At 72.9% G+C, this 16779-nt stretch carries 19 protein-coding genes; 7 read left to right on the top strand and 12 right to left on the bottom strand.

Annotation, left to right across the window (positions count from 1 at the left end; translation table 11 throughout):
* Positions 1-41: 41 nt before the first annotated feature.
* Positions 42-803, top strand: coding sequence for an ectoine/hydroxyectoine ABC transporter ATP-binding protein EhuA (gene ehuA, locus GUY59_RS01985; RefSeq protein ID WP_138200878.1), 762 nt, complete (start codon positions 42-44; stop codon positions 801-803).
* 46 nt (positions 804-849) lie between these two features.
* Here the strand turns inward: ehuA and katG are convergent, their stop codons facing one another.
* The 3 genes from katG to GUY59_RS01970 all read right to left on the bottom strand — a co-directional run bounded on the left by katG (position 850) and on the right by GUY59_RS01970 (position 4077).
* Positions 850-3078: a catalase/peroxidase HPI gene (katG, locus tag GUY59_RS01980; protein ID WP_138200877.1), complete on the bottom strand. Its 2229-nt coding sequence runs from the start codon at positions 3076-3078 to the stop codon at positions 850-852.
* Between the two features lie 32 nt (positions 3079-3110).
* A complete protein-coding gene (locus tag GUY59_RS01975) occupies positions 3111-3548 on the bottom strand; it encodes a Fur family transcriptional regulator (protein ID WP_138200876.1) in 438 nt (145 codons plus the stop codon).
* Positions 3549-3621: 73 nt separating this feature from the next.
* Complete coding sequence (locus GUY59_RS01970; protein ID WP_138200875.1) at positions 3622-4077, bottom strand: hypothetical protein; 456 nt, start codon at positions 4075-4077, stop codon at positions 3622-3624.
* Between the two features lie 163 nt (positions 4078-4240).
* On the opposite strand from GUY59_RS01970, the gene GUY59_RS50475 reads away from it, so the two are divergent.
* A complete protein-coding gene (locus GUY59_RS50475) occupies positions 4241-4984 on the top strand; it encodes an NUDIX hydrolase (protein WP_201760390.1) in 744 nt (247 codons plus the stop codon).
* On the opposite strand, the gene GUY59_RS01960 is transcribed toward GUY59_RS50475, so the two are convergent.
* The gene (locus tag GUY59_RS01960) at positions 4924-5379 is read right to left on the bottom strand and encodes a helix-turn-helix domain-containing protein (protein ID WP_138200874.1); all 456 of its coding nucleotides are present in this window, start codon (positions 5377-5379) and stop codon (positions 4924-4926) included. The genes GUY59_RS50475 and GUY59_RS01960 overlap by 61 nt on opposite strands.
* A 28-nt stretch (positions 5380-5407) precedes the next feature.
* Here GUY59_RS01960 and GUY59_RS01955 point away from each other — a divergent pair, with 28 nt between their 5' ends.
* The gene (locus GUY59_RS01955; protein ID WP_236666737.1) at positions 5408-6373 is read left to right on the top strand and encodes an NAD(P)/FAD-dependent oxidoreductase; all 966 of its coding nucleotides are present in this window, start codon (positions 5408-5410) and stop codon (positions 6371-6373) included.
* 5 nt (positions 6374-6378) lie between these two features.
* Complete coding sequence (locus tag GUY59_RS01950) at positions 6379-7797, top strand: MFS transporter (RefSeq protein WP_138200873.1); 1419 nt, start codon at positions 6379-6381, stop codon at positions 7795-7797.
* Here GUY59_RS01950 and GUY59_RS01945 read toward each other — a convergent pair.
* The 5 genes from GUY59_RS01945 to GUY59_RS01930 are packed head-to-tail and all read right to left on the bottom strand — an operon-like array spanning position 7794 to position 11833.
* Positions 7794-8405 carry a methyltransferase domain-containing protein gene (locus tag GUY59_RS01945; protein WP_132328510.1) on the bottom strand — a complete coding sequence of 204 codons (612 nt, stop codon included), beginning with the start codon at positions 8403-8405 and terminating at the stop codon, positions 7794-7796. The two genes, GUY59_RS01950 and GUY59_RS01945, sit on opposite strands and share 4 nt — an antisense overlap.
* Positions 8402-9016, bottom strand: coding sequence for a TIGR04282 family arsenosugar biosynthesis glycosyltransferase (locus GUY59_RS01940; RefSeq protein WP_252374932.1), 615 nt, complete (start codon positions 9014-9016; stop codon positions 8402-8404). Before GUY59_RS01940 ends, GUY59_RS01945 begins: the two co-directional genes overlap by 4 nt.
* Positions 9017-9045: 29 nt before the next feature.
* Positions 9046-9420: a hypothetical protein gene (locus tag GUY59_RS47250; protein WP_171055376.1), complete on the bottom strand. Its 375-nt coding sequence runs from the start codon at positions 9418-9420 to the stop codon at positions 9046-9048.
* Entirely contained in the window at positions 9417-10520 is a 1104-nt protein-coding gene (locus GUY59_RS01935) for a molybdopterin-dependent oxidoreductase (protein ID WP_138200872.1), read from the bottom strand. Before GUY59_RS01935 ends, GUY59_RS47250 begins: the two co-directional genes overlap by 4 nt.
* Positions 10517-11833: a glycosyltransferase 87 family protein gene (locus GUY59_RS01930; RefSeq protein ID WP_138200871.1), complete on the bottom strand. Its 1317-nt coding sequence runs from the start codon at positions 11831-11833 to the stop codon at positions 10517-10519. The genes GUY59_RS01935 and GUY59_RS01930 overlap by 4 nt, the downstream gene beginning before the upstream one ends.
* Before the next feature lie 139 nt (positions 11834-11972).
* On the opposite strand from GUY59_RS01930, the gene GUY59_RS01925 reads away from it, so the two are divergent.
* Positions 11973-12944 (top strand): NAD-dependent epimerase/dehydratase family protein, encoded by a 972-nt coding sequence (locus tag GUY59_RS01925; protein ID WP_138200910.1) that lies wholly within the window; start codon positions 11973-11975, stop codon positions 12942-12944.
* Positions 12941-13597 (top strand): glycosyltransferase family 2 protein, encoded by a 657-nt coding sequence (locus tag GUY59_RS01920; protein WP_138200870.1) that lies wholly within the window; start codon positions 12941-12943, stop codon positions 13595-13597. Before GUY59_RS01925 ends, GUY59_RS01920 begins: the two co-directional genes overlap by 4 nt.
* A 10-nt stretch (positions 13598-13607) precedes the next feature.
* Here the strand turns inward: GUY59_RS01920 and GUY59_RS01915 are convergent, their stop codons facing one another.
* Entirely contained in the window at positions 13608-14189 is a 582-nt protein-coding gene (locus GUY59_RS01915) for a hypothetical protein (RefSeq protein ID WP_138200869.1), read from the bottom strand.
* Between the two features lie 149 nt (positions 14190-14338).
* On the opposite strand from GUY59_RS01915, the gene GUY59_RS01910 reads away from it, so the two are divergent.
* Positions 14339-15442: an epoxide hydrolase family protein gene (locus tag GUY59_RS01910; protein WP_138200868.1), complete on the top strand. Its 1104-nt coding sequence runs from the start codon at positions 14339-14341 to the stop codon at positions 15440-15442.
* Positions 15443-15457: 15 nt separating this feature from the next.
* On the opposite strand, the gene GUY59_RS01905 is transcribed toward GUY59_RS01910, so the two are convergent.
* Positions 15458-16333, bottom strand: a complete 876-nt coding sequence (locus GUY59_RS01905) for an NAD(P)H-binding protein (RefSeq protein WP_138200867.1) — start codon at positions 16331-16333, stop codon at positions 15458-15460.
* A complete protein-coding gene (locus GUY59_RS01900; RefSeq protein ID WP_252374931.1) occupies positions 16330-16773 on the bottom strand; it encodes a nuclear transport factor 2 family protein in 444 nt (147 codons plus the stop codon). Before GUY59_RS01900 ends, GUY59_RS01905 begins: the two co-directional genes overlap by 4 nt.
* Between the last annotated feature and the right edge of the window lie 6 nt (positions 16774-16779).

Here is a 16779-nt window from a genome sequence, read left to right as displayed (position 1 = left end):
AGTCTGAAAAAGATCCCCGTGCCGGCGACGATCAGCAGTGGATGATCCAGTTCGACAAGGTCGTCAAGCGGTTCGGCGACGTGACGGTCCTGCGCGAGCTGGACTTCCACGTCAAGCCCGCGGAGCGCGTCACCCTCATCGGGCCGAGCGGTTCGGGGAAGACGACGATCCTGCGCCTGCTGATGACCCTCGAACGGGTCACGTCCGGCACCATCGAGGTCGACGGCCAGTGCCTGTCGCACATGAAGCGCGGCGACCGGATGGTAACGGCCGACGAGAAGCACCTGCGCCAGGTCCGCAAGAAGATCGGCATGGTGTTCCAGCAGTTCAACCTGTTCCCGAACATGAACGTGCTGCGCAACATCACCGAGGCCCCGGTGCGGGCGCTCGGCGTCCCGCGGGAGCAGGCGGAGGAGAAGGCGCGCGACCTGCTGGAGATGGTCGAGCTGTCCGACAAGGCGCTCGCGCATCCGTCGCAGTTGTCGGGCGGGCAGCAGCAGCGGGTCGCCATCGCGCGGGCGCTCGCGATGGAGCCGGAGGTGCTGCTGCTGGACGAGGTCACCTCGGCGCTGGACCCCGAGCTCGTCTCCGGCGTGCAGTCCCTGCTGCGTGACATCGCGCGGTCGAGCAACCTGACCCTGCTGTGCGTCACTCACGAGATGAACTTCGCCCGGGACATCTCGCACCGGGTGCTCATGTTCGACCAGGGGCAGATCGTCGAGGACGGGCCGCCCGAGCAGATCTTCAACGAGCCGGAGCAGCAGCGTACGCGGGACTTCCTCCAGGCGGTGCTGAACGCCTGAGGACGTCCAGGCCGGCCCGCGCCGGCCGGCCTGGACGCCCGTCTGATCAGCGCAGGTCGAACCGGTCGAGGTTCATGACCTTGTCCCACGCCGCGACGAAGTCGGCCACGAACTTCTCCTTCGCGTCGTCGCTCGCGTAGACCTCCGCGAGCGCGCGAAGTTCGGAGTTCGAGCCGAAGACGAGGTCGGCGCGGGTGCCGGTCCACTTGACCTCGCCCGTGGCGCTGTCGCGGCCCTCGAACGTGTTCTGGTCAGGGGAGGTCGACGTCCACGTCGTGCCCAGGTCGAGCAGGTTGACGAAGAAGTCGTTGGTGAGCTTCCCGGGGGTCTCGGTGAGGACCCCGTGCGCCGACTGCCGGTGGTTCGCGCCCAGGACGCGCAGGCCGCCGACGAGCACGGTCATCTCCGGGGCGCTCAGGGTCAGCAGGTTGGCCCGGTCGAGCAGCAGGAACTCGGCGGCCAGCCGGTGGCCCTTCCCGACGTAGTTGCGGAAGCCGTCGGCGGTGATCTCCATCGCCGCGAACGACTCCGCGTCGGTCTGCTCCTGCGTGGCGTCCACGCGGCCGGGCGTGAAGGGCACCTGGACGTCGAAGCCGGCGTCCTTGGCGGCCTTCTCGACGGCGGCGCATCCGCCGAGCACGAGCACGTCGGCCAGCGAGACCTGCTTGCCGGTCCGGGCGGCGTTGAAGGCCTGCTGGACCCCCTCCAGGGAGCGCAGCACGAGCGCCAGCTGGTCGGGGTCGTTGACCTCCCACCCGTTCTGCGGCTCCAGGCGGATGCGGGCGCCGTTGGCGCCGCCGCGCTTGTCGCTGCCGCGGAACGACGACGCCGACGCCCACGCGGTCGACACGAGCTGGGACACCGTCAGGCCCGACGCCAGGATCTTGCTCTTCAGCTCGGCGACGTCGGCCGCGTCGATCAGCTCGTACGTCCTCGCCGGCAGCGGGTCCTGCCACAGCAGCGTCTCGGACGGGATCTCCGGCCCGAGGTAACGCTCGACCGGGCCCATGTCGCGGTGCGTCAGCTTGAACCACGCCCTGGCGAACGCGTCCGCGAACTCGTCGGGGTTCTCCAGGAAACGCCGCGAGATCGGCTCGTAGACCGGGTCGTAGCGCAGTGACAGGTCGGTCGTCAGCATCGTCGGCGCGTGCCGCTTCGACGGGTCGTGGGCGTCGGGCACGGTGCCGGCGCCGGCGCCGTCCTTCGGCCGCCACTGGTGGGCGCCCGCGGGGCTCTTGAACAGCTCCCACTCGTAGCCGAAGAGGATCTCGAAGAAGCTGTTGTCCCACGTGGTCGGGGTGTTGGTCCAGATGCCTTCGAGGCCGCTGGTGATGGTGTCGGCGCCCTTGCCGGTGCCGAAGGTGTTGCTCCAGCCGAGGCCCTGCTCCTCGAACGAGGCGGCCTCGGGGTCGGGGCCGACGTGGTCGGACGGGCCCGCGCCGTGCGTCTTGCCGAAGGTGTGACCGCCCGCGATGAGGGCGACCGTCTCCTCGTCGTTCATCGCCATCCGGCGGAACGTCTCGCGGATGTCCCTGGCCGCGGCGAGCGGGTCGGGGTTGCCGTTCGGGCCCTCCGGGTTGACGTAGATGAGGCCCATCTGCACCGCGCCGAGCGGGTTCTCCAGCTCGCGGTCGCCGGTGTATCGCGCGTCGCCGAGCCACGTGGACTCGGGACCCCAGTAGACGTCCTCCTCCGGCTCCCACACGTCCTCACGGCCGCCGGCGAAGCCGAAGGTCTTGAAGCCCATCGACTCCAGGGCCACGTTGCCGGACAGGATGAGCAGGTCGGCCCACGAGAGCTTCTTGCCGTACTTCTTCTTGACCGGCCACAGCAGGCGGCGGGCCTTGTCGAGGTTGGCGTTGTCCGGCCAGCTGTTGAGCGGGGCGAAACGCTGCTGGCCGGAGCCGGCGCCGCCGCGGCCGTCGCTGACCCGGTAGGTGCCGGCGCTGTGCCAGGCCATCCGGATGATGAACGGGCCGTAGTGGCCGAAGTCGGCCGGCCACCAGTCCTGCGAGGTGGTCAGGGCCTCGGCGATGTCGCGCTTCACGGCCGCGAGGTCGAGGCTCTTGAACGCCTCGGCGTAGTCGAACTCCCCACCGAAGGGGTCGGCCACGACGGGGTTCTTGGCGAGGACCTTCAGGTTGAGCCGCTCCGGCCACCACTGGCGGTTTCCGCCGCCCTGAGTCGGGTGCAGTGCGCGCTCATGCGCCACCGGGCAGCCGCCCTCGCCCTCGGTTTTAGGGTCAGTGACGATTGCTTCGTGGTTCTCGGACATGGATTCCTTCCGATATCGGGACTTCCTGGCGCTCAGGAACTGCGACTGGTGGTACAGCCGGGGCACAGGCCCCAGTAGATGACCTCGGCCTCGTCGATCGAGAAACCGTGGTCGTCCGACGCGGACAGGCAGGGTGCGTGCCCGACCGCGCAGTCGACGTCGGCGACGGCACCGCACGACCGGCACACGACGTGGTGGTGGTTGTCCCCGACCCGCCCCTCGAACAGGGCCGCGCTGCCGGCCGGCTCGATGCGGCGTACGAGACGCGCGGCGGTGAGCGCGTGCAGGGCTTCGTACACGGCTTGCAGGGAGATGTGGCCGACCCGCTCGCGCACCCCGGAGGCGATCGCCTCGACGCCGAGGTGGTCGCCGTTCCTGACGGTCTCGAGCAGCGCGACGCGGGCTGCCGTCACCCGAAGCCCTGCCCCGCGCAGCTCATCGGCGGTCGTCGGCGTCTTGGGTGCGGTCATGGCCGCAACCGTATCCCCATAAACACGAACGATACAAGAGAACGAACCATACAAATTAGCGGCGTGTCGCGGATCAGGAGCAGCTCTCCTCGAGGCGGACGAAGGTCGCGCTCTCGGCGGCGGCGCGGGCGCCGAGCAGGTGCCCGTCGCACATCCGCGTCTCCGTGCCGGCCCGGTCGATCACCTTCCACGTCACCGGCTCCTCGCACGGCCGGCCGAGCCGGTCGTGGTCCCACGTGCGCCGGCACACGCGGCACTCCGTGACGCCGGCACGGGAGGAGAGGGTGTTGCCGTGCTCGGGGCAGACGCCCCACGGCAGCCCGCACGGCTGCGCCTGGAGCTTGGCCAGGTCGTCGGCCGCGCGGTGGAGCTCTTCCGCGCCTCTGGCGAACCGGCTCGCGGTGTCTCGCGCGGTGGTGATGGGCTCGAGCTCGGGCCGGAGGGCGCGGTCGCAGAGCGCCAGGACCTCGGCGGTGAGCGCCTCGGCGCGACCCGCGAGGTCGCGCAGGTGTGCGGGAGTGACGGTCATGCCGGTTTCCGTCCTCGCGAGGGCCGCCGCCTGGTGCGGCCGGGAATGGTTGCCGATCTGGAGCCTACGTCTAATCGGGCGGGGCCGTGCCGGCCGGCGCTCCGGGGACAAAGGTAAGGTCAATTCCGGTGACCGATAGATCACGCAGGGTGAGCATGGGCCGGTGACCGAACCGCTGCCGCGCACCCACGGCGTCGAACTCCTGGACGTCCACCGGCTTACCCTGGCCGAGACCGCCGCGCCCCCGCTGTCGCCGGACGAGCGGACGGCGATGGACCGCCTGTGGGAGGAGTCGGTCCGAGCCAACCCGAACCTGTTCGACGGCCCGGTGGTGGCGTGCGCGAGCCTCGCGTGGGAGGCGCCGCACCACCTGGCCGTCTCCTGGGTGCGCACGACGTTCCGGCATCACGTCCTGCGCCGGGTCATGGGCTCCGCCGCCTGGCTGCCGTCCCTCTTCGTCGCCGTCGTCCAGCCGGCCGACGACGGGCGACTGATGGTCGGGCGCATGTCACCGGTCACGGTCGCGCCCGGCCGCTGGCAACTGCCGGGCGGCTCCATGGAACCGCCCGAGGGCGATGGCCCCCTCGACGAGGCCGCGCTGCGCGGGCACGCCGCCCGCGAGCTGGTCGAGGAGACCGGCCTCGACACGCCACCGGAAGACCTGAGCCTCTGGCTCGTCACGCGCGGCGCGACCGGGAACGTCGGCGTGCTGTTCAGCGCGCCCAGCCGGCCGGCGTCATTCCTGCGCGAGCGGTTCGCGGACCTGGCGGCCGCGGAGGAGCACCCGGAGTTCGACCGGATCGCCTTCGTACGCTCGGCGTCAGAGCTGGGCGGGCCCCTGGTCGACTACCTGGAGCCGGTCGTCCGCCGCTGCAGGCGGTCGGGTCGGATCATGCACACGTCCTGAGAGAACGTTCCGGTCTCCACGATGCGCCGGTAGGTGGGGCACCGGGTCCAGTCGTCCGCGCGGCACTCCATGAGGTGCTCGATCAGCGTCTTGGACGCCGAGATCTCCCCCAGCCGGCGTTCGAGCTCCTCGTGGTGTCTCCGGAGCAGCGCCTGGCGTTCGGCCTGGCCGGAGACGTTCAGCACTTCCCTGATCTGCTCCAGGCTCATCCCCGCCGACTTGGCGCGGATGATCGTCATCACGCGAACCACATGCTCCTGCGTGTAGCGGCGGCGGCCGTTCACCCTGGCCGCGGGGGCCAGCAGGGACATCGCCTCCCAGTGGCGCAGCACGTGCGGCGCGAGCCCGAACCGCTCGGCGAGCTCTCCGATCCGCATGGAGTCGCTTGACTTCATGTTCACATTAACTTGCAGACTCTCCTCCATGTCAAGACACATGGAGGACGACATGTTCGACGCCGTCATCGTCGGCGCAGGTCCTGCCGGCCTGGCGGCCGCCCTGACCCTGGGCCGGGCCTGCCGTACGGTCCTGCTCCTCGACGCGGGTGAGGGCCGCAACGCCAGGGCCGAACACGTGCACAACTTCCTGACCCGCGACGGCACACCGCCCGCCCGGCTGCGGGAGCTCGGCCGCGCCGACCTGGCCGCGTACCCGTCGGTGCGGGTCAGGACCGGGACGGTCACCTACGTCACGGTGCTGGAGGGCGGCTTCCGCGTGGGCCTGGAGGGCGGTGGTACGGCGGACGCGCGCCGGCTCCTCCTGGCCACCGGACTGGCCGACGACCTCCCCGGCCCGCGCGGCGTCGAGGCCCTGTGGGGCCGCTCCGCCTTCCACTGCCCCTACTGCCACGGCTACGAGTGCGCGGGCAGAACGGTCGCGGTGCTCGGCGCGGCGCCGGCCCGCGTGCGGCTGGCGCTGCAACTGAGCCGGTTCGCCGCCGACGTCGCCCTGTGCACCGGCGGCGAACCCCTCGACCCGGCGTCGCGGGCCACCCTGGAGACCAACGGCGTCACCGTACGCTGCGAGCCGGTCGCTCACCTGGAGGGCACCGGCGACCGGCTGGAACAGGTCGTCTTCGAGGGCGGCCCGCCCCTGGCCAGGGACGCGGTGTTCGTCGTGAACGTGCCACGCCAGCGCTCCGAACTGGCCGCCCGCCTCGGCTGCGCGTCGTTCGCCGACGGGTGCGTCGAGATCGACGAGTTCGCCCGGACGAGCGTGCCCGGCGTGTACGCGGCCGGCGACCTGGCCAGGCGGGCCTCCCTGCCCATGCCACTGGCCGCCGTGGTCGCCGCCGCGGCCGGCGGCACCCTGGCCGGCGCCGTCATCGACCAGGACCTGGTCGGCGCCGACTTCGGACTCCCTGACCCGTTCGCGCGGGCGAGGAGCTGACCGCCGTGCTCCGCACCGCATCCGCGACGAGCAACGTGCCGCTCGCCACGGCCGGCCTCCTGCTCGGCATGCTGCTGTCGGTCCTCGACCAGACGGTCGTCGCCATCGCCCTGCCCGCCATCGCCGCCGACCTGGGCGGCATGGACGCCATCGGCTGGATCGTCACGTCGTACGTGCTGGCCTCGACCGCGACCGGCGCGCTCTACGGCCGCGTCAGCGACCGGTACGGCCGCCGCCCGGTCCTGCTCGTCGCCCTCGCCGTCTTCGTCGCGGGCTCCGCCCTGTGCGCCCTCGCGCCGACGATGCCCCTGCTGGTCGCCGCGAGGACCGTGCAGGGCGTCGGCGCGGGCGCGTTGTTCGTCCTGCCCACCATCGTGTTGTCTGAGCTCTACCCGCGGCGGCTGCGCAGCCGCGTGCAGGGCTTCACCGGCGGCGTCTTCGCCCTGGCCAGTGTGGGCGGCCCGCTCGCCGGTGGAGCGATCACCGACGCGGCGGGCTGGCGATGGATCTTCCTCGTCAACCTGCCGCTCGGCCTGCTCGCCATGGCGCTCGTCGCGTACGCGCTGCGGCTGCCCAGGGCGGGCGGGGACGGCAGGGTGGACGTGCCGGGAGCCCTGCTGATCGTGGGCGCGACGGTGAGCCTGCTGCTGGTCGCCGAGTGGGGCGGACGGGTGTACGCATGGAACTCCGCCGTGATCCTCGCCCTGACAGGGACGCTGATCGTGCTGACGGCCCTGTTCGTGTGGTGGGAGCGGCGTGCCGCGAACCCGCTGCTGCCGCCACGGTTGTTCGCCGGCCGCGCGCTGCGGGTCACGCTGCCCGCGAGCGCGCTGCTCGGGGCCCTGCTCGGCGGGTCCGTGGTCTACCTGCCCACCTACCTGCAGGCGGCGCACGCGATGGGGGCCACCCAGGCGGGCCTGGCGCTCAATCCGTACGTGCTGACGTTGATGGCGGTCTCCTCGCTGGCCGGCGCCCGCGTCGGCGCGAGCGGCCGGTTCAGGCCCTACCTGATCGCCGGCGCGGCGATCGCGGCGGCCGGGTTCGCCCTGCTGGGCGGCCTCGGCCCGGGCGCCGGCTACGTGCTGTTCGCCGTGCGGACCGGCGTGCTGGGGCTCGGTTTCGGGCTGCTCATGCAGAACCTCGTGGTCGTCACGCAGAACGCGGCCGAGCCCGCGGACCTCGCCGCCGCCACGTCCGCCGCGGTGTCGGCGCGGGGCCTCGGGCTGTCGGCCGGCGTGGCCGCGGCAGGGAGCCTGCTCGCCCGGGAGCTCCACGGCCGCGCCCCCGGCTCGGAGTCGGTGGCAGCGGCGATCCCCGACGTGCTCTTCTGGGGCGCGCCGGTCGCCGTCGTGCTCGTGGCGCTGATGGCCGCGCTCCCCAGGACGGTCGATCGGCCCCGGGAAACACCCCCGGCTCGTGCCTAGCGCAGGCGGGCCAGGCAGCGGCCGTACGCGGTCCAGCAGTCGGCTTCCGCGAAGCCCGCGGCGAGCCCGATGCGCCGGATGTCGGTCGCCGAGACGGTCGCCCAGCCGAACCACTCACCGGTCAGCGGCCCCCGGCGCAGCCGGAGCCGGTCGACGCGGCTGCGCGTCCCGGGCGGAGCGACCTCGGCCAGGATCGTGCCGCCCGGCCGCAGGAGCTGCCTGAGCCTGTGGAGCAGCGCCTCGGGGTTGCCGCCGATGCCGATGTTGCCGTCGGCGAGCAGCGCCGTCGCCCAGCGGCCGCTGCCCGGGATGTCGTCGAAGACGTCCCGCAGCAGGGCGAAACCCCCGGCGCGGCGGGTCAGGGCGACGGCGCGCGGCGTGATGTCGATGCCGAGAGCCCGCACCCCGCGCCGGGTCAACGCCGCGGTGAGACGCCCGGGGCCGGAGCCGACGTCCAGCGTGGGGCTGGAGCAGTGGCTCAGAAGCTCCTCGTCCCCGTCGATCGGCTCGAACCAGCGGGCGGTCTCCAGCGTGGTGCGGGTGCCGTCCACGTGTTCGAGCTCGGCGCTCTCTCCCGCGAGGGCGTCGGCGTAGAGTTCCCCGATCATCGGCCCAGCTCCCGCAGGGCGGCGGCGAAGCAGGACGCGGGCGCCTCGGCGGCGACGGCGGCGGCGTCCGCCGCGGTGTCGACGTCGGTCAGCTCGGGCAGGTGGTGCACGGTCAGCCCGGCGCGTTCGAGCCGGTCGAGTTGGTGCTTGCCGGTCTCCGGATGGGACATGGGCACCCCGAGCAGCAGCCCCGGGTCCGGTCGCCGCAGGCCGAGCAGCCAGAATCCGCCGTCGGCGGCCGGGCCGTACACCGCGTCGTGCCGTTCGAGCGCCTCGCCGGCCTCGCGCAGGAGCGCGGGGGTGACCTGGGGCGTGTCCATGCCGATCAGTACGACAGGTCCGGGCCGCAGCCGGTGGACGTCGGCGAACGCGGCCGCCAGGCGCTCGTCCAGGCCGGCCCCGTGCTGCGGGATGACCACGAATTCCGCGGGCAGCCAGCGGCCGGGCAGCCCGTCGAGGGCGAGCACCCGCTGGGTGGCCGGCGCCTTGGCGGCGGCGCGCACGCTGTCGCGGAGCGCGGCCTCGGCGAGGGCGGCGGCCTCGGCCGGGCTGTACGGCGGGGTGAGACGGGTCTTGACCTTGCCGGGCAGCGGTTCCTTGGCGATGATCACGATCTGGAACGGATGATGGCTCAGCGTGCTCAGTCCTTCCGGAATGCCGACAGCAGGTGATCCCCAACCGCGAGCAGGGCGATCGCTGCGAGGACGATGAGGAGGTTGACGCCGTACGACAGCGGCAGGATCGACGGGTTGTCGGCCCGGCGGCCCAGCGCCAGCACGGTGGGGAGGGTGGCGAGCACCAGGGTTCCCGCCAGGATCAGGGCGGTCCGCAGGGACCGGGACCGGCGGCCGATCACCGTGCCGGCCGCCGCCACGCCCGGGGCGAGCAGGGCGTCGTGGACGACGAGCACCCCGCCGAACCACAGGGCCCACCCGATCAGGACGCCCTCCAGCGCGAGCCCGGCCAGTCCCAGGACGATCAGGGCGCCGCCGGCCGCGTAGCCGACCCACTTCATGTCACCCTCACTTCCCTGACCCACTTGGTCTGCAGGACGCCCGGCCGGTTCGGCGCGATCAGGCGCACCGGGAAGCCGTGGTCGGCGCTCAGCGTCTCCCCGTTGATCCGCAGGGCCAGCAGCGTCAGCGGATCACTCCAGTGCGGCGGGCGCACCTCGCTGCTGCGATAGCCGCCCGTCCGCTCCAGGGACTCGACGACCACGGAAGCGTTCGGGGAGGCGCCGGCCGAAAGCAGCAGGTCACGCAGTCGTACGCCCGTCCACTCGCACTCCACGCTCCAGCCCTCCACGCATGCGATCGGCAGGCGTACGGTGTGCTGCGGCAGCCGGAGCAGGTCGGCGTGGCCGAGTGACAGAGGCGTGCGTACGGCGCCCGTGACCAGCAGCCGGTAGTCGCCGGGGACGGTGGTCACTCCGGCCGCGGCCGCCGACCTGTTGACGGGCACGCCCTGAGGACCGACGCGGGGATCGCGCGGAGCCAGCACCGCCAGCCGGGCCAGCGGGGTGACCGCCTCGCCCGCGGTGACCAGGGCGGTCAGGCCGCAGGCCGCGGCGACGGTGAACAACAGGCGCCTGCGCTCCGGGCTCTCCACGCGGGTCCACAGGTTCCGCCTGACCTTCGCCCACTCGTTGGCCACGTGGATGAGCAGCGCGCCGTAGACGACGTACGCCGTCCAGTAGTGCGCCTGGAGGAAGCCGAACGGATACGGGTAGATGTAGGCGATGTTCAGCGTCCCGGTGACGAGCTGGAACAACGCGCCCGCCACCAGCAGCAGCACGCACAGGCGTTCGACGGCGTGGCCCGCGGAGCGGAACGGCGGCCACTGCCACAACTTCGGATAGACCGCCCAGAGCTTGGCCAGCAGCAGCGGCACCGTGGCGATCCCGCCGACGACGTGCAGCCCCTGGGTGACCCGGTAGAGGTTGACCGGCCGCGACGGCCACCACAGCCAGGCGGGCGGATGCTGCGTGAAATGGCTGAACAGCCCGGTGACGAACGCGACGGTGAAGCTCACGCCCAGCCAGACGCCCAGCTTGGCGGCCACCTGCTCGGAACGCAGGGTGCTGGTGAACCTGGCGGCGACGCTGCTGAGGTTCACGGGCGTACCTCCACTGCATGGGACCGGCGTACGGCCCAGCCGATCAGCACGGCCAGCGCGGCCGCGGCGTAGAAGGGGGTGCCGAGGTTGCCGGGGGCGGCCGGGCCCGCGGTGTAGGCGACCGCGGAGGCCAAGGCGACGCCCAGCCATTCCACCCGTCCGTCCAGGGCGGTCAACGCGACGACCAGCAGCGCGTACCAGGAGTAGCCGGGGGTGAACAGCAGCAGCAGCGAGCCGCTGACCAGCAGCGCGCCCTGCCAGGGCCGGTCGGCGTCGCCGTGGCGCAGGACGAGGAGGACGACCAGGCCGAGCAGTGCGATCGCGGCATAAGGGGCCCACGAGTCGGGGAGGAGCAGCCGCAGGACCCCGTAGCGGTTGCCGTGGCCCGCGCCGTCGTAGCGCTCCTCGGCGATGTAGCCCGGCAGGTATCCCACGACGGCGGCGCCCGAGGCCAGCACGTACGGCACGTACGACAGCGCCGCCACGAGCACGGCCGGCACCACGGTCACGAGGACGCGCCGCCACGCCACGCCGTGCGCCAGCACGCCGGACAGGGCGCCGGGCAGCGCCGTCGCGGGCAGCAGCTTGGCCGCCACGGCCGCGCCGAGCAGGGCGCCCCGGGCGCGACCGGCGCGGACGGCGGCGAAGGCCGCCACCACCAGCAGCACGCCCAGCATGTCGACGTGCGCGTTGTTCACCGCCTCGATCGGCACCGCGGGGCACCACGCCCAGTACGCCACCCGCCGGGCGCCCGCGAACCGGCACAGCGCCGCCAGCGTCAGCACGGCCATCACCCAGCCGCCGACCTGGAGGGTCTTGTGCCGGGAGCCCTCCGGCGACAGCCAGTGGACCAGCAGGAAGTAGCCCTGCGCGACCGGCGGGTAGATCGTGGGTTCGGCGGGGCGGTTGATCCTGGTGCAGCCGCCGCCGGGCAAGGACCACAGGGCAGGGGCGCCGCAGGCGGCGGGGAACAGCCAGTCGTCGCGCAGCCGTTCGAGCGCCGGGTCGGCCGGCGGGAAGTCGTAGGGGGAGATGCCGGCGGCCTGCACCCGGCCGTCCCAGGCGTACCGGAAGGAGTCGGTGCTGCTGCTCGGCGGGGCCGCCAGCCCGGTCGCGGCCAGCACGATCCCGCCGGCGACGACCAGCGTGCCGAGCCGCCGCTCCGGCACCTTCCTGACCAGCCACAGCGCGGCCGCGAACAGTGCCCAGGCGGCCAGCGTCCAGCCCAGGCCCGGCGGCCCGGCGGCCATCCTGAGCAGGACGGCCGCCAGGGCGGCGAGTGCGCCGCCGGCGAGGAGCAGACTTCGGTTCACGAGCGGCAGCCTCGCATCCCGCGGCCGTTCCAGGACCGCGGCGGCGACGTCCGTTCGCCGTCCGTAAGAGCCCTTACGAACCCCTTACGTCCCTTCGGCGCGGCCGTAGCGACGGGCTAGCGTCGGCGGGGTGAGAGTGATGGTCACCGGCTCGGCCGGTTTCATCGGCGGGCACGTGGCCGAGACCCTGGAGACGGCGGGTCACGACGTCGCCGGCCTGGATCTGCGCCACGGCGCCGACCTACGCGACGCGCAGGCCCTGGACGCGCTGCTGCCGGGCGTCGACGTCGTCGTGCACCAGGCCGCCAAGGTCGGGCTCGGCGTGGACGTGTCCGACCTGCCGGACTACGCCTCGGTCAACGTGTACGGCACCGCCGTGCTGCTGGCCGCCATGGCCAGGCACCGCATCGGACGCCTGGTGCTGGCCTCCTCCATGGTCGTCTACGGCGAGGGCGACTACGAGTGCGTACGGCATGGCCGGGTCCGGCCGGGGCCGCGTACCGTGACGGACCTGGAGCAGGGCCGGTTCGAGCCGAACTGTCCGCGGTGCGGCGAGCCGGTGCGCTGCGCCTCCATCGGCGAGGACGCCGCACCCGATCCGCGCAACGCCTACGCCACCAGCAAGCTCGCCCAGGAACACCTGAGCGCCAACTGGGCCAGGGAGACCGGCGGGAGCGCCGTCGCGCTCAGGTACCACAACGTCTACGGCCCGCGCATGCCCCGCGACACGCCTTACGCGGGAGTGGCCGCGATCTTCCGTTCCGAGCTGACGGCGGGCCGGGCGCCGAAGGTGTTCGAGGACGGCCGCCAGCTCCGGGATTTCGTGCACGTGCGCGACGTCGCCCGTGCGAACCTGGCGGCGATGCAGGCTCCGTCGCGGCCGGGGGAGCTGAGGGCGTACAACATCGCGAGCGGCGCCCCGCACACCGTGGGCGAGATGGCGGCGGCGCTGGCCGCCGAGCGGGGCGGGCCTGACCCGCGGACCACCGGGGACTACCGGCTGGGCGACGTGCGCCACGTCGTGGCCTCACCCGAACGGGCCGGCAGGGAACTCGGCTTCCACGCCGAGATCGGTTTCGACGCCGGGATGAAGGAGTTCGCCCGATCATGACGGTGGATGTGATCCTCCCCTGCCTGAACGAGGAGGCCGCGCTCGGCTGGGTGCTCGGGCGCATGCCCGACGGCTATCGGCCCATCGTGGTCGACAACGGCTCGACCGACCGCTCGGCCGAGGTCGCCCACGAGCTCGGCGCCCAGGTCGTCCACGAGCCGCGGCGCGGCTTCGGCGCCGCCTGCCACGCCGGCCTGCTCGCCTCGACCGCCGACGTCGTCTGCTTCATGGACGCCGACGCCTCACTCGACCCCCGCGAGCTGCCCGCGGTGGTCGCGCCCGTCACCGGCGGCCGGGCCGACCTGGTGCTCGGCGCCCGCCGGCCGCAGGCCCGCGGCGTGTGGCCCTGGCACGCCCGGATCGGCAACGCCGTGCTCGCCCGCATCCTGCGCCGCCGCACCGGGGCCCTGCTGCACGACCTCGGGCCGATGCGGGCCGCCCGGCGGAACCGGCTGCTGGACCTCGGGCTCACCGACCGGCGCTTCGGCTATCCGTGCGAGATGGTGCTGCGGGCCGCCGCGGCCGGCTGGCGGATCGCCGAGTCGGAGGTCGCCTACCTGCCCAGGGAGGGACGTTCGAAGGTGACGGGGACAGTGCGCGGCACCCTGCAGGCCGTCTCCGACATGCGGCGGGTCATGGCCGAACTCGGCTGAATACCGGCGTTCACAGCTTGCCGTCGAGCAGCACCACGCGGTGGCCGGCCAGGCGGACGGTGATGCCGTCGACGAAGCCGGTGCGCAGCGGCGGCCACCCCCAGAACCTGAAGCCGAGGTGGCCAAAGGCGAAATGGTCGTCGGCCCACCGCCATGCGGTCGGCTCGACCGGCCGGCCGCAGGACGGGCAGTCGATGACGACGTCGTACCCGTCGCCCCAGTCGTGCACGACGTCGCGGAACGGCTCCCACGCCTCGCGGTCGAGTTCGAAGTCGTCGTTCATCAACTCGACCGTCGCCGCGCAGTGTGGGCAGGTCACGGCCGTCGGGTCGCCCTGCCCTCCGTCGAAGACAGTGCGGCCGACCCTGATCTCCAGGCCGCCCTGCCACGGCCCGCTCCAGCCGGAGGCGTCCACCACCTCGCCGGCGCGCGGGCCCGACGGGTGGCCGAGGTCGGCGCCGAGGACGCAGTCGGTGCGCTCGGCGGCGACCACGCCGGACGAGACCAGCCAGCTGCGGACGCCCTCCGCCAGCGCACCCGCCTCCTCGGGCGACGCCTCGACGTCCACGATCGTCTGGAACCAATCTCCCACTGGGCTTTCCTCCCGCTCGTCCTGCCGGTGACGACGCGAAGCCTACGGCTCTCCAACGACATATCGGCCGGCTCGCCTCGTTCAACGCGGAAAGAATCTTGCCGCAATGGCTTCTAACGTGGGGCTCACCCAACCGACAAGGAGTCCCCATGGACATCCGGCCGTTCACCGTCGCCATCCCCCAGCCCGACGTCGACGACCTGGCCGACCGGCTGGCCCGTACCCGGTGGCCCGACGAGCTGCCCGGTGTCGGGTGGACCCGCGGCCTGCCGCTGACGTTCCTCAACGAACTGGCCGCGTACTGGGCCGACGGGTACGACTGGCGTGCCGCCGAGGCGGGGCTCAACGCCTACCCGCAGTTCACGACCGAGATCGACGGGCAGCGCATCCACTTCCTGCACGTACGCTCCGAGGACCCCGGCGCGCTCCCCCTGGTGCTCACCCACGGTTACCCCAGCGCCTTCGCCGAGTTCACCCAGCTGATCGAAGAACTGCGGCAGGACTTCCACGTGGTGGTCCCCTCGCTGCCGGGCTTCGCCTTCTCCACCCCGGTGCGCGAGACCGGCTGGTCGATGGGCCGCACCGCGCGGGCGTGGATCGAGCTCATGCGCCGCCTCGGCTACGACCGGTACGGCCTCCACGGCGGCGACGTCGGCGCCGGCGTGGCCGGTGCGGTGGCCGGCCTGGACGGCGAGCACGTCGCGGGCGTGCACACCGTGACCGACCCGTACACCGCGGCCGCCACGGCCACCTTCATACCGGGCATGGCCGACCGGCTCGACCCGTCCGACCCGGTGGACCGGACGGCACTCGACCGGATGGCCCGCTTCCGTGCCGAGGACAGCGGCTACCTGGCCATCCAGAACAGCCGCCCGCAGACGATGGGCTACCTGCTCAACGACTCGCCGGCCGGGCAGCTCGGCTGGATCGCGGAGAGCTTCGAACGCTCCACCGACCTGCCGTACGACCGGGATCAGCTGCTCACGATCGTGAGCCTGTACTGGTTCACCGGCTCCGGCGTGTCCGCCGCCCGCTTCCTGTACGAGCAGGCCCACTCGTCCGACTGGGGCGAGCCGCCGGCCGTGCCGCAGGGGTTCTCGGTCTTCGGGGCGGACCCCACGGTGCGCAGGCTCGTCGGCCCGCCCGACGACGCCTACTGGACGGAGCACGAGCGCGGCATGCACTTCCCGGCGATGGAGGCGCCGCAGACGCTGGCCGCCGACCTGCGCGCCTTCTTCGGCGACCTGACGTGATCCGGCCCGGGCCCGTCAGCGACGTGCCGTGACCCCCGCGTCTGCGTGGCCGGGGGCGGCGAACGCGGCCCGGTGCTCGGTGACGAACTCGGCGAACGAGCGCGCCGGGCGGCCGGTGACGTCGGCGACGGTGCCGGTCACGCGGTCCTCCGCGCCGCGCCGGATGTCCTCGTCGAGGGCGGCGAGCATGCCGGCGTACGCGGGCGGCAGCCCGGCCGCGACGAACCTCTCGGTCATCGCGGCGGTGTCGACGGGCCGGTGCCGTACGAGCAGGCCCGTGACGTCGGTGATGACGGCGGCGGCCTCGGCGTAGCCGAGCGCTTCCGGGCCGGTGATGAGGTGGTCCCTGTTGTGCGGCTCGGCGTCCAGGAGCGCGCGTACGGCGACCGCGGCGATGTCGACGGCGTCCACGAACCCCACCCGGCCGTCCCCGGTGGCGGTGACGATCTCCCCGCCCGCGCGGATGCCGTGCGCGACGGGGTGGTCGCCGGTGAAGTTCTGCATGAACCAGGACGGCCGCAGGATCGCCCATTCCGGCACGGTCGCCCGTACAGTCCGGGGCAGGGCGCCGATCCCGGGCGCGTCCTCGGGCAGCGCGGACGCGCTCAGCAGCACCACCCGGCGCACCCCGGTGTCCACCGCCCCGGTGAGGAACGAGCGCACCAGCGGGGCCGGGTCGAGCGAGCCGGCGGGGGCGATCAGGTAGATCCCGTCCACCCCGGCGACGGCGGTGCGGTGGGTGTCCGGATCGTTCCAGTCGAAGCGCACGTGCGCAGGATCGCCCGCGGCCGGTGACCGCGTGGCGACGCGCACGGCGGCGCCCTGCTCGCCCAGCTGTGCGGCGACCCGGCTGCCGGTGGTGCCGGTGCCGCCGATGACGAGGACGTTCATGCGCCGGCGCTCCCGCCGGTGAAGGCGGCCGTCATGGCGTCGAGCCCGCCCATCGTCTCGACGGCGGCGAGCGGGCTCCAGTAGTCGCGACAGTGCACGATCTCGCCGTCGCGCACGGTGACGACCGTGGCGTAGCGCATCGTGTACGGCTTCCCGGTGGCCACCACCACGCCCGCGATCTCGAACTCCGCGACGGCGACGGCCGGATCGGACGTCTCGTGGACCACCTGCTCGGTGATCTCCTTCACGTCCAGCAGGTCGGGATAGCCGCGCAGGTAGTCCTCGATGGCGGCCCTGCCGTCCAGCCGGGCGGGGTAGCCCTGCGGGGCGAACGGGAACTCGATGGTCCCGTCGACGGCCCAGAGCCCGGCGTAGCCGATCATGTCTTTGGCGAGCAGGCGCCGGAGCGCTTCTGCGATGAGGTCGCGCGCGGTGGTCACGATGGT

Source organism: Nonomuraea sp. K271 (genome assembly GCF_009908215.1).
GTDB classification, from domain to species: domain Bacteria; phylum Actinomycetota; class Actinomycetes; order Streptosporangiales; family Streptosporangiaceae; genus Nonomuraea; species Nonomuraea longispora.
This window is presented reverse-complemented; position numbering and strand designations above follow the sequence as displayed.

Excerpts from the sequence above, each read along its gene's own strand:
- GUY59_RS01920 (WP_138200870.1), top strand. The coding sequence starts at position 12,941 with ATGACGGTGGATGTGATCCTCCCCTGCCTGAACGAGGAGGCCGCGCTC.
- katG (WP_138200877.1), bottom strand. The coding sequence starts at position 3,078 with ATGTCCGAGAACCACGAAGCAATCGTCACTGACCCTAAAACCGAGGGC.
- GUY59_RS01905 (WP_138200867.1), bottom strand. The coding sequence starts at position 16,333 with ATGAACGTCCTCGTCATCGGCGGCACCGGCACCACCGGCAGCCGGGTC.
- GUY59_RS01960 (WP_138200874.1), bottom strand. The coding sequence starts at position 5,379 with ATGAAGTCAAGCGACTCCATGCGGATCGGAGAGCTCGCCGAGCGGTTC.
- GUY59_RS01955 (WP_236666737.1), top strand. The coding sequence starts at position 5,408 with ATGTCAAGACACATGGAGGACGACATGTTCGACGCCGTCATCGTCGGC.
- GUY59_RS01945 (WP_132328510.1), bottom strand. The coding sequence starts at position 8,405 with ATGATCGGGGAACTCTACGCCGACGCCCTCGCGGGAGAGAGCGCCGAG.
- GUY59_RS47250 (WP_171055376.1), bottom strand. The coding sequence starts at position 9,420 with ATGAAGTGGGTCGGCTACGCGGCCGGCGGCGCCCTGATCGTCCTGGGA.
- ehuA (WP_138200878.1), top strand. The coding sequence starts at position 42 with ATGATCCAGTTCGACAAGGTCGTCAAGCGGTTCGGCGACGTGACGGTC.
- GUY59_RS01925 (WP_138200910.1), top strand. The coding sequence starts at position 11,973 with ATGGTCACCGGCTCGGCCGGTTTCATCGGCGGGCACGTGGCCGAGACC.
- GUY59_RS01975 (WP_138200876.1), bottom strand. The coding sequence starts at position 3,548 with ATGACCGCACCCAAGACGCCGACGACCGCCGATGAGCTGCGCGGGGCA.
- GUY59_RS01910 (WP_138200868.1), top strand. The coding sequence starts at position 14,339 with ATGGACATCCGGCCGTTCACCGTCGCCATCCCCCAGCCCGACGTCGAC.
- GUY59_RS01970 (WP_138200875.1), bottom strand. The coding sequence starts at position 4,077 with ATGACCGTCACTCCCGCACACCTGCGCGACCTCGCGGGTCGCGCCGAG.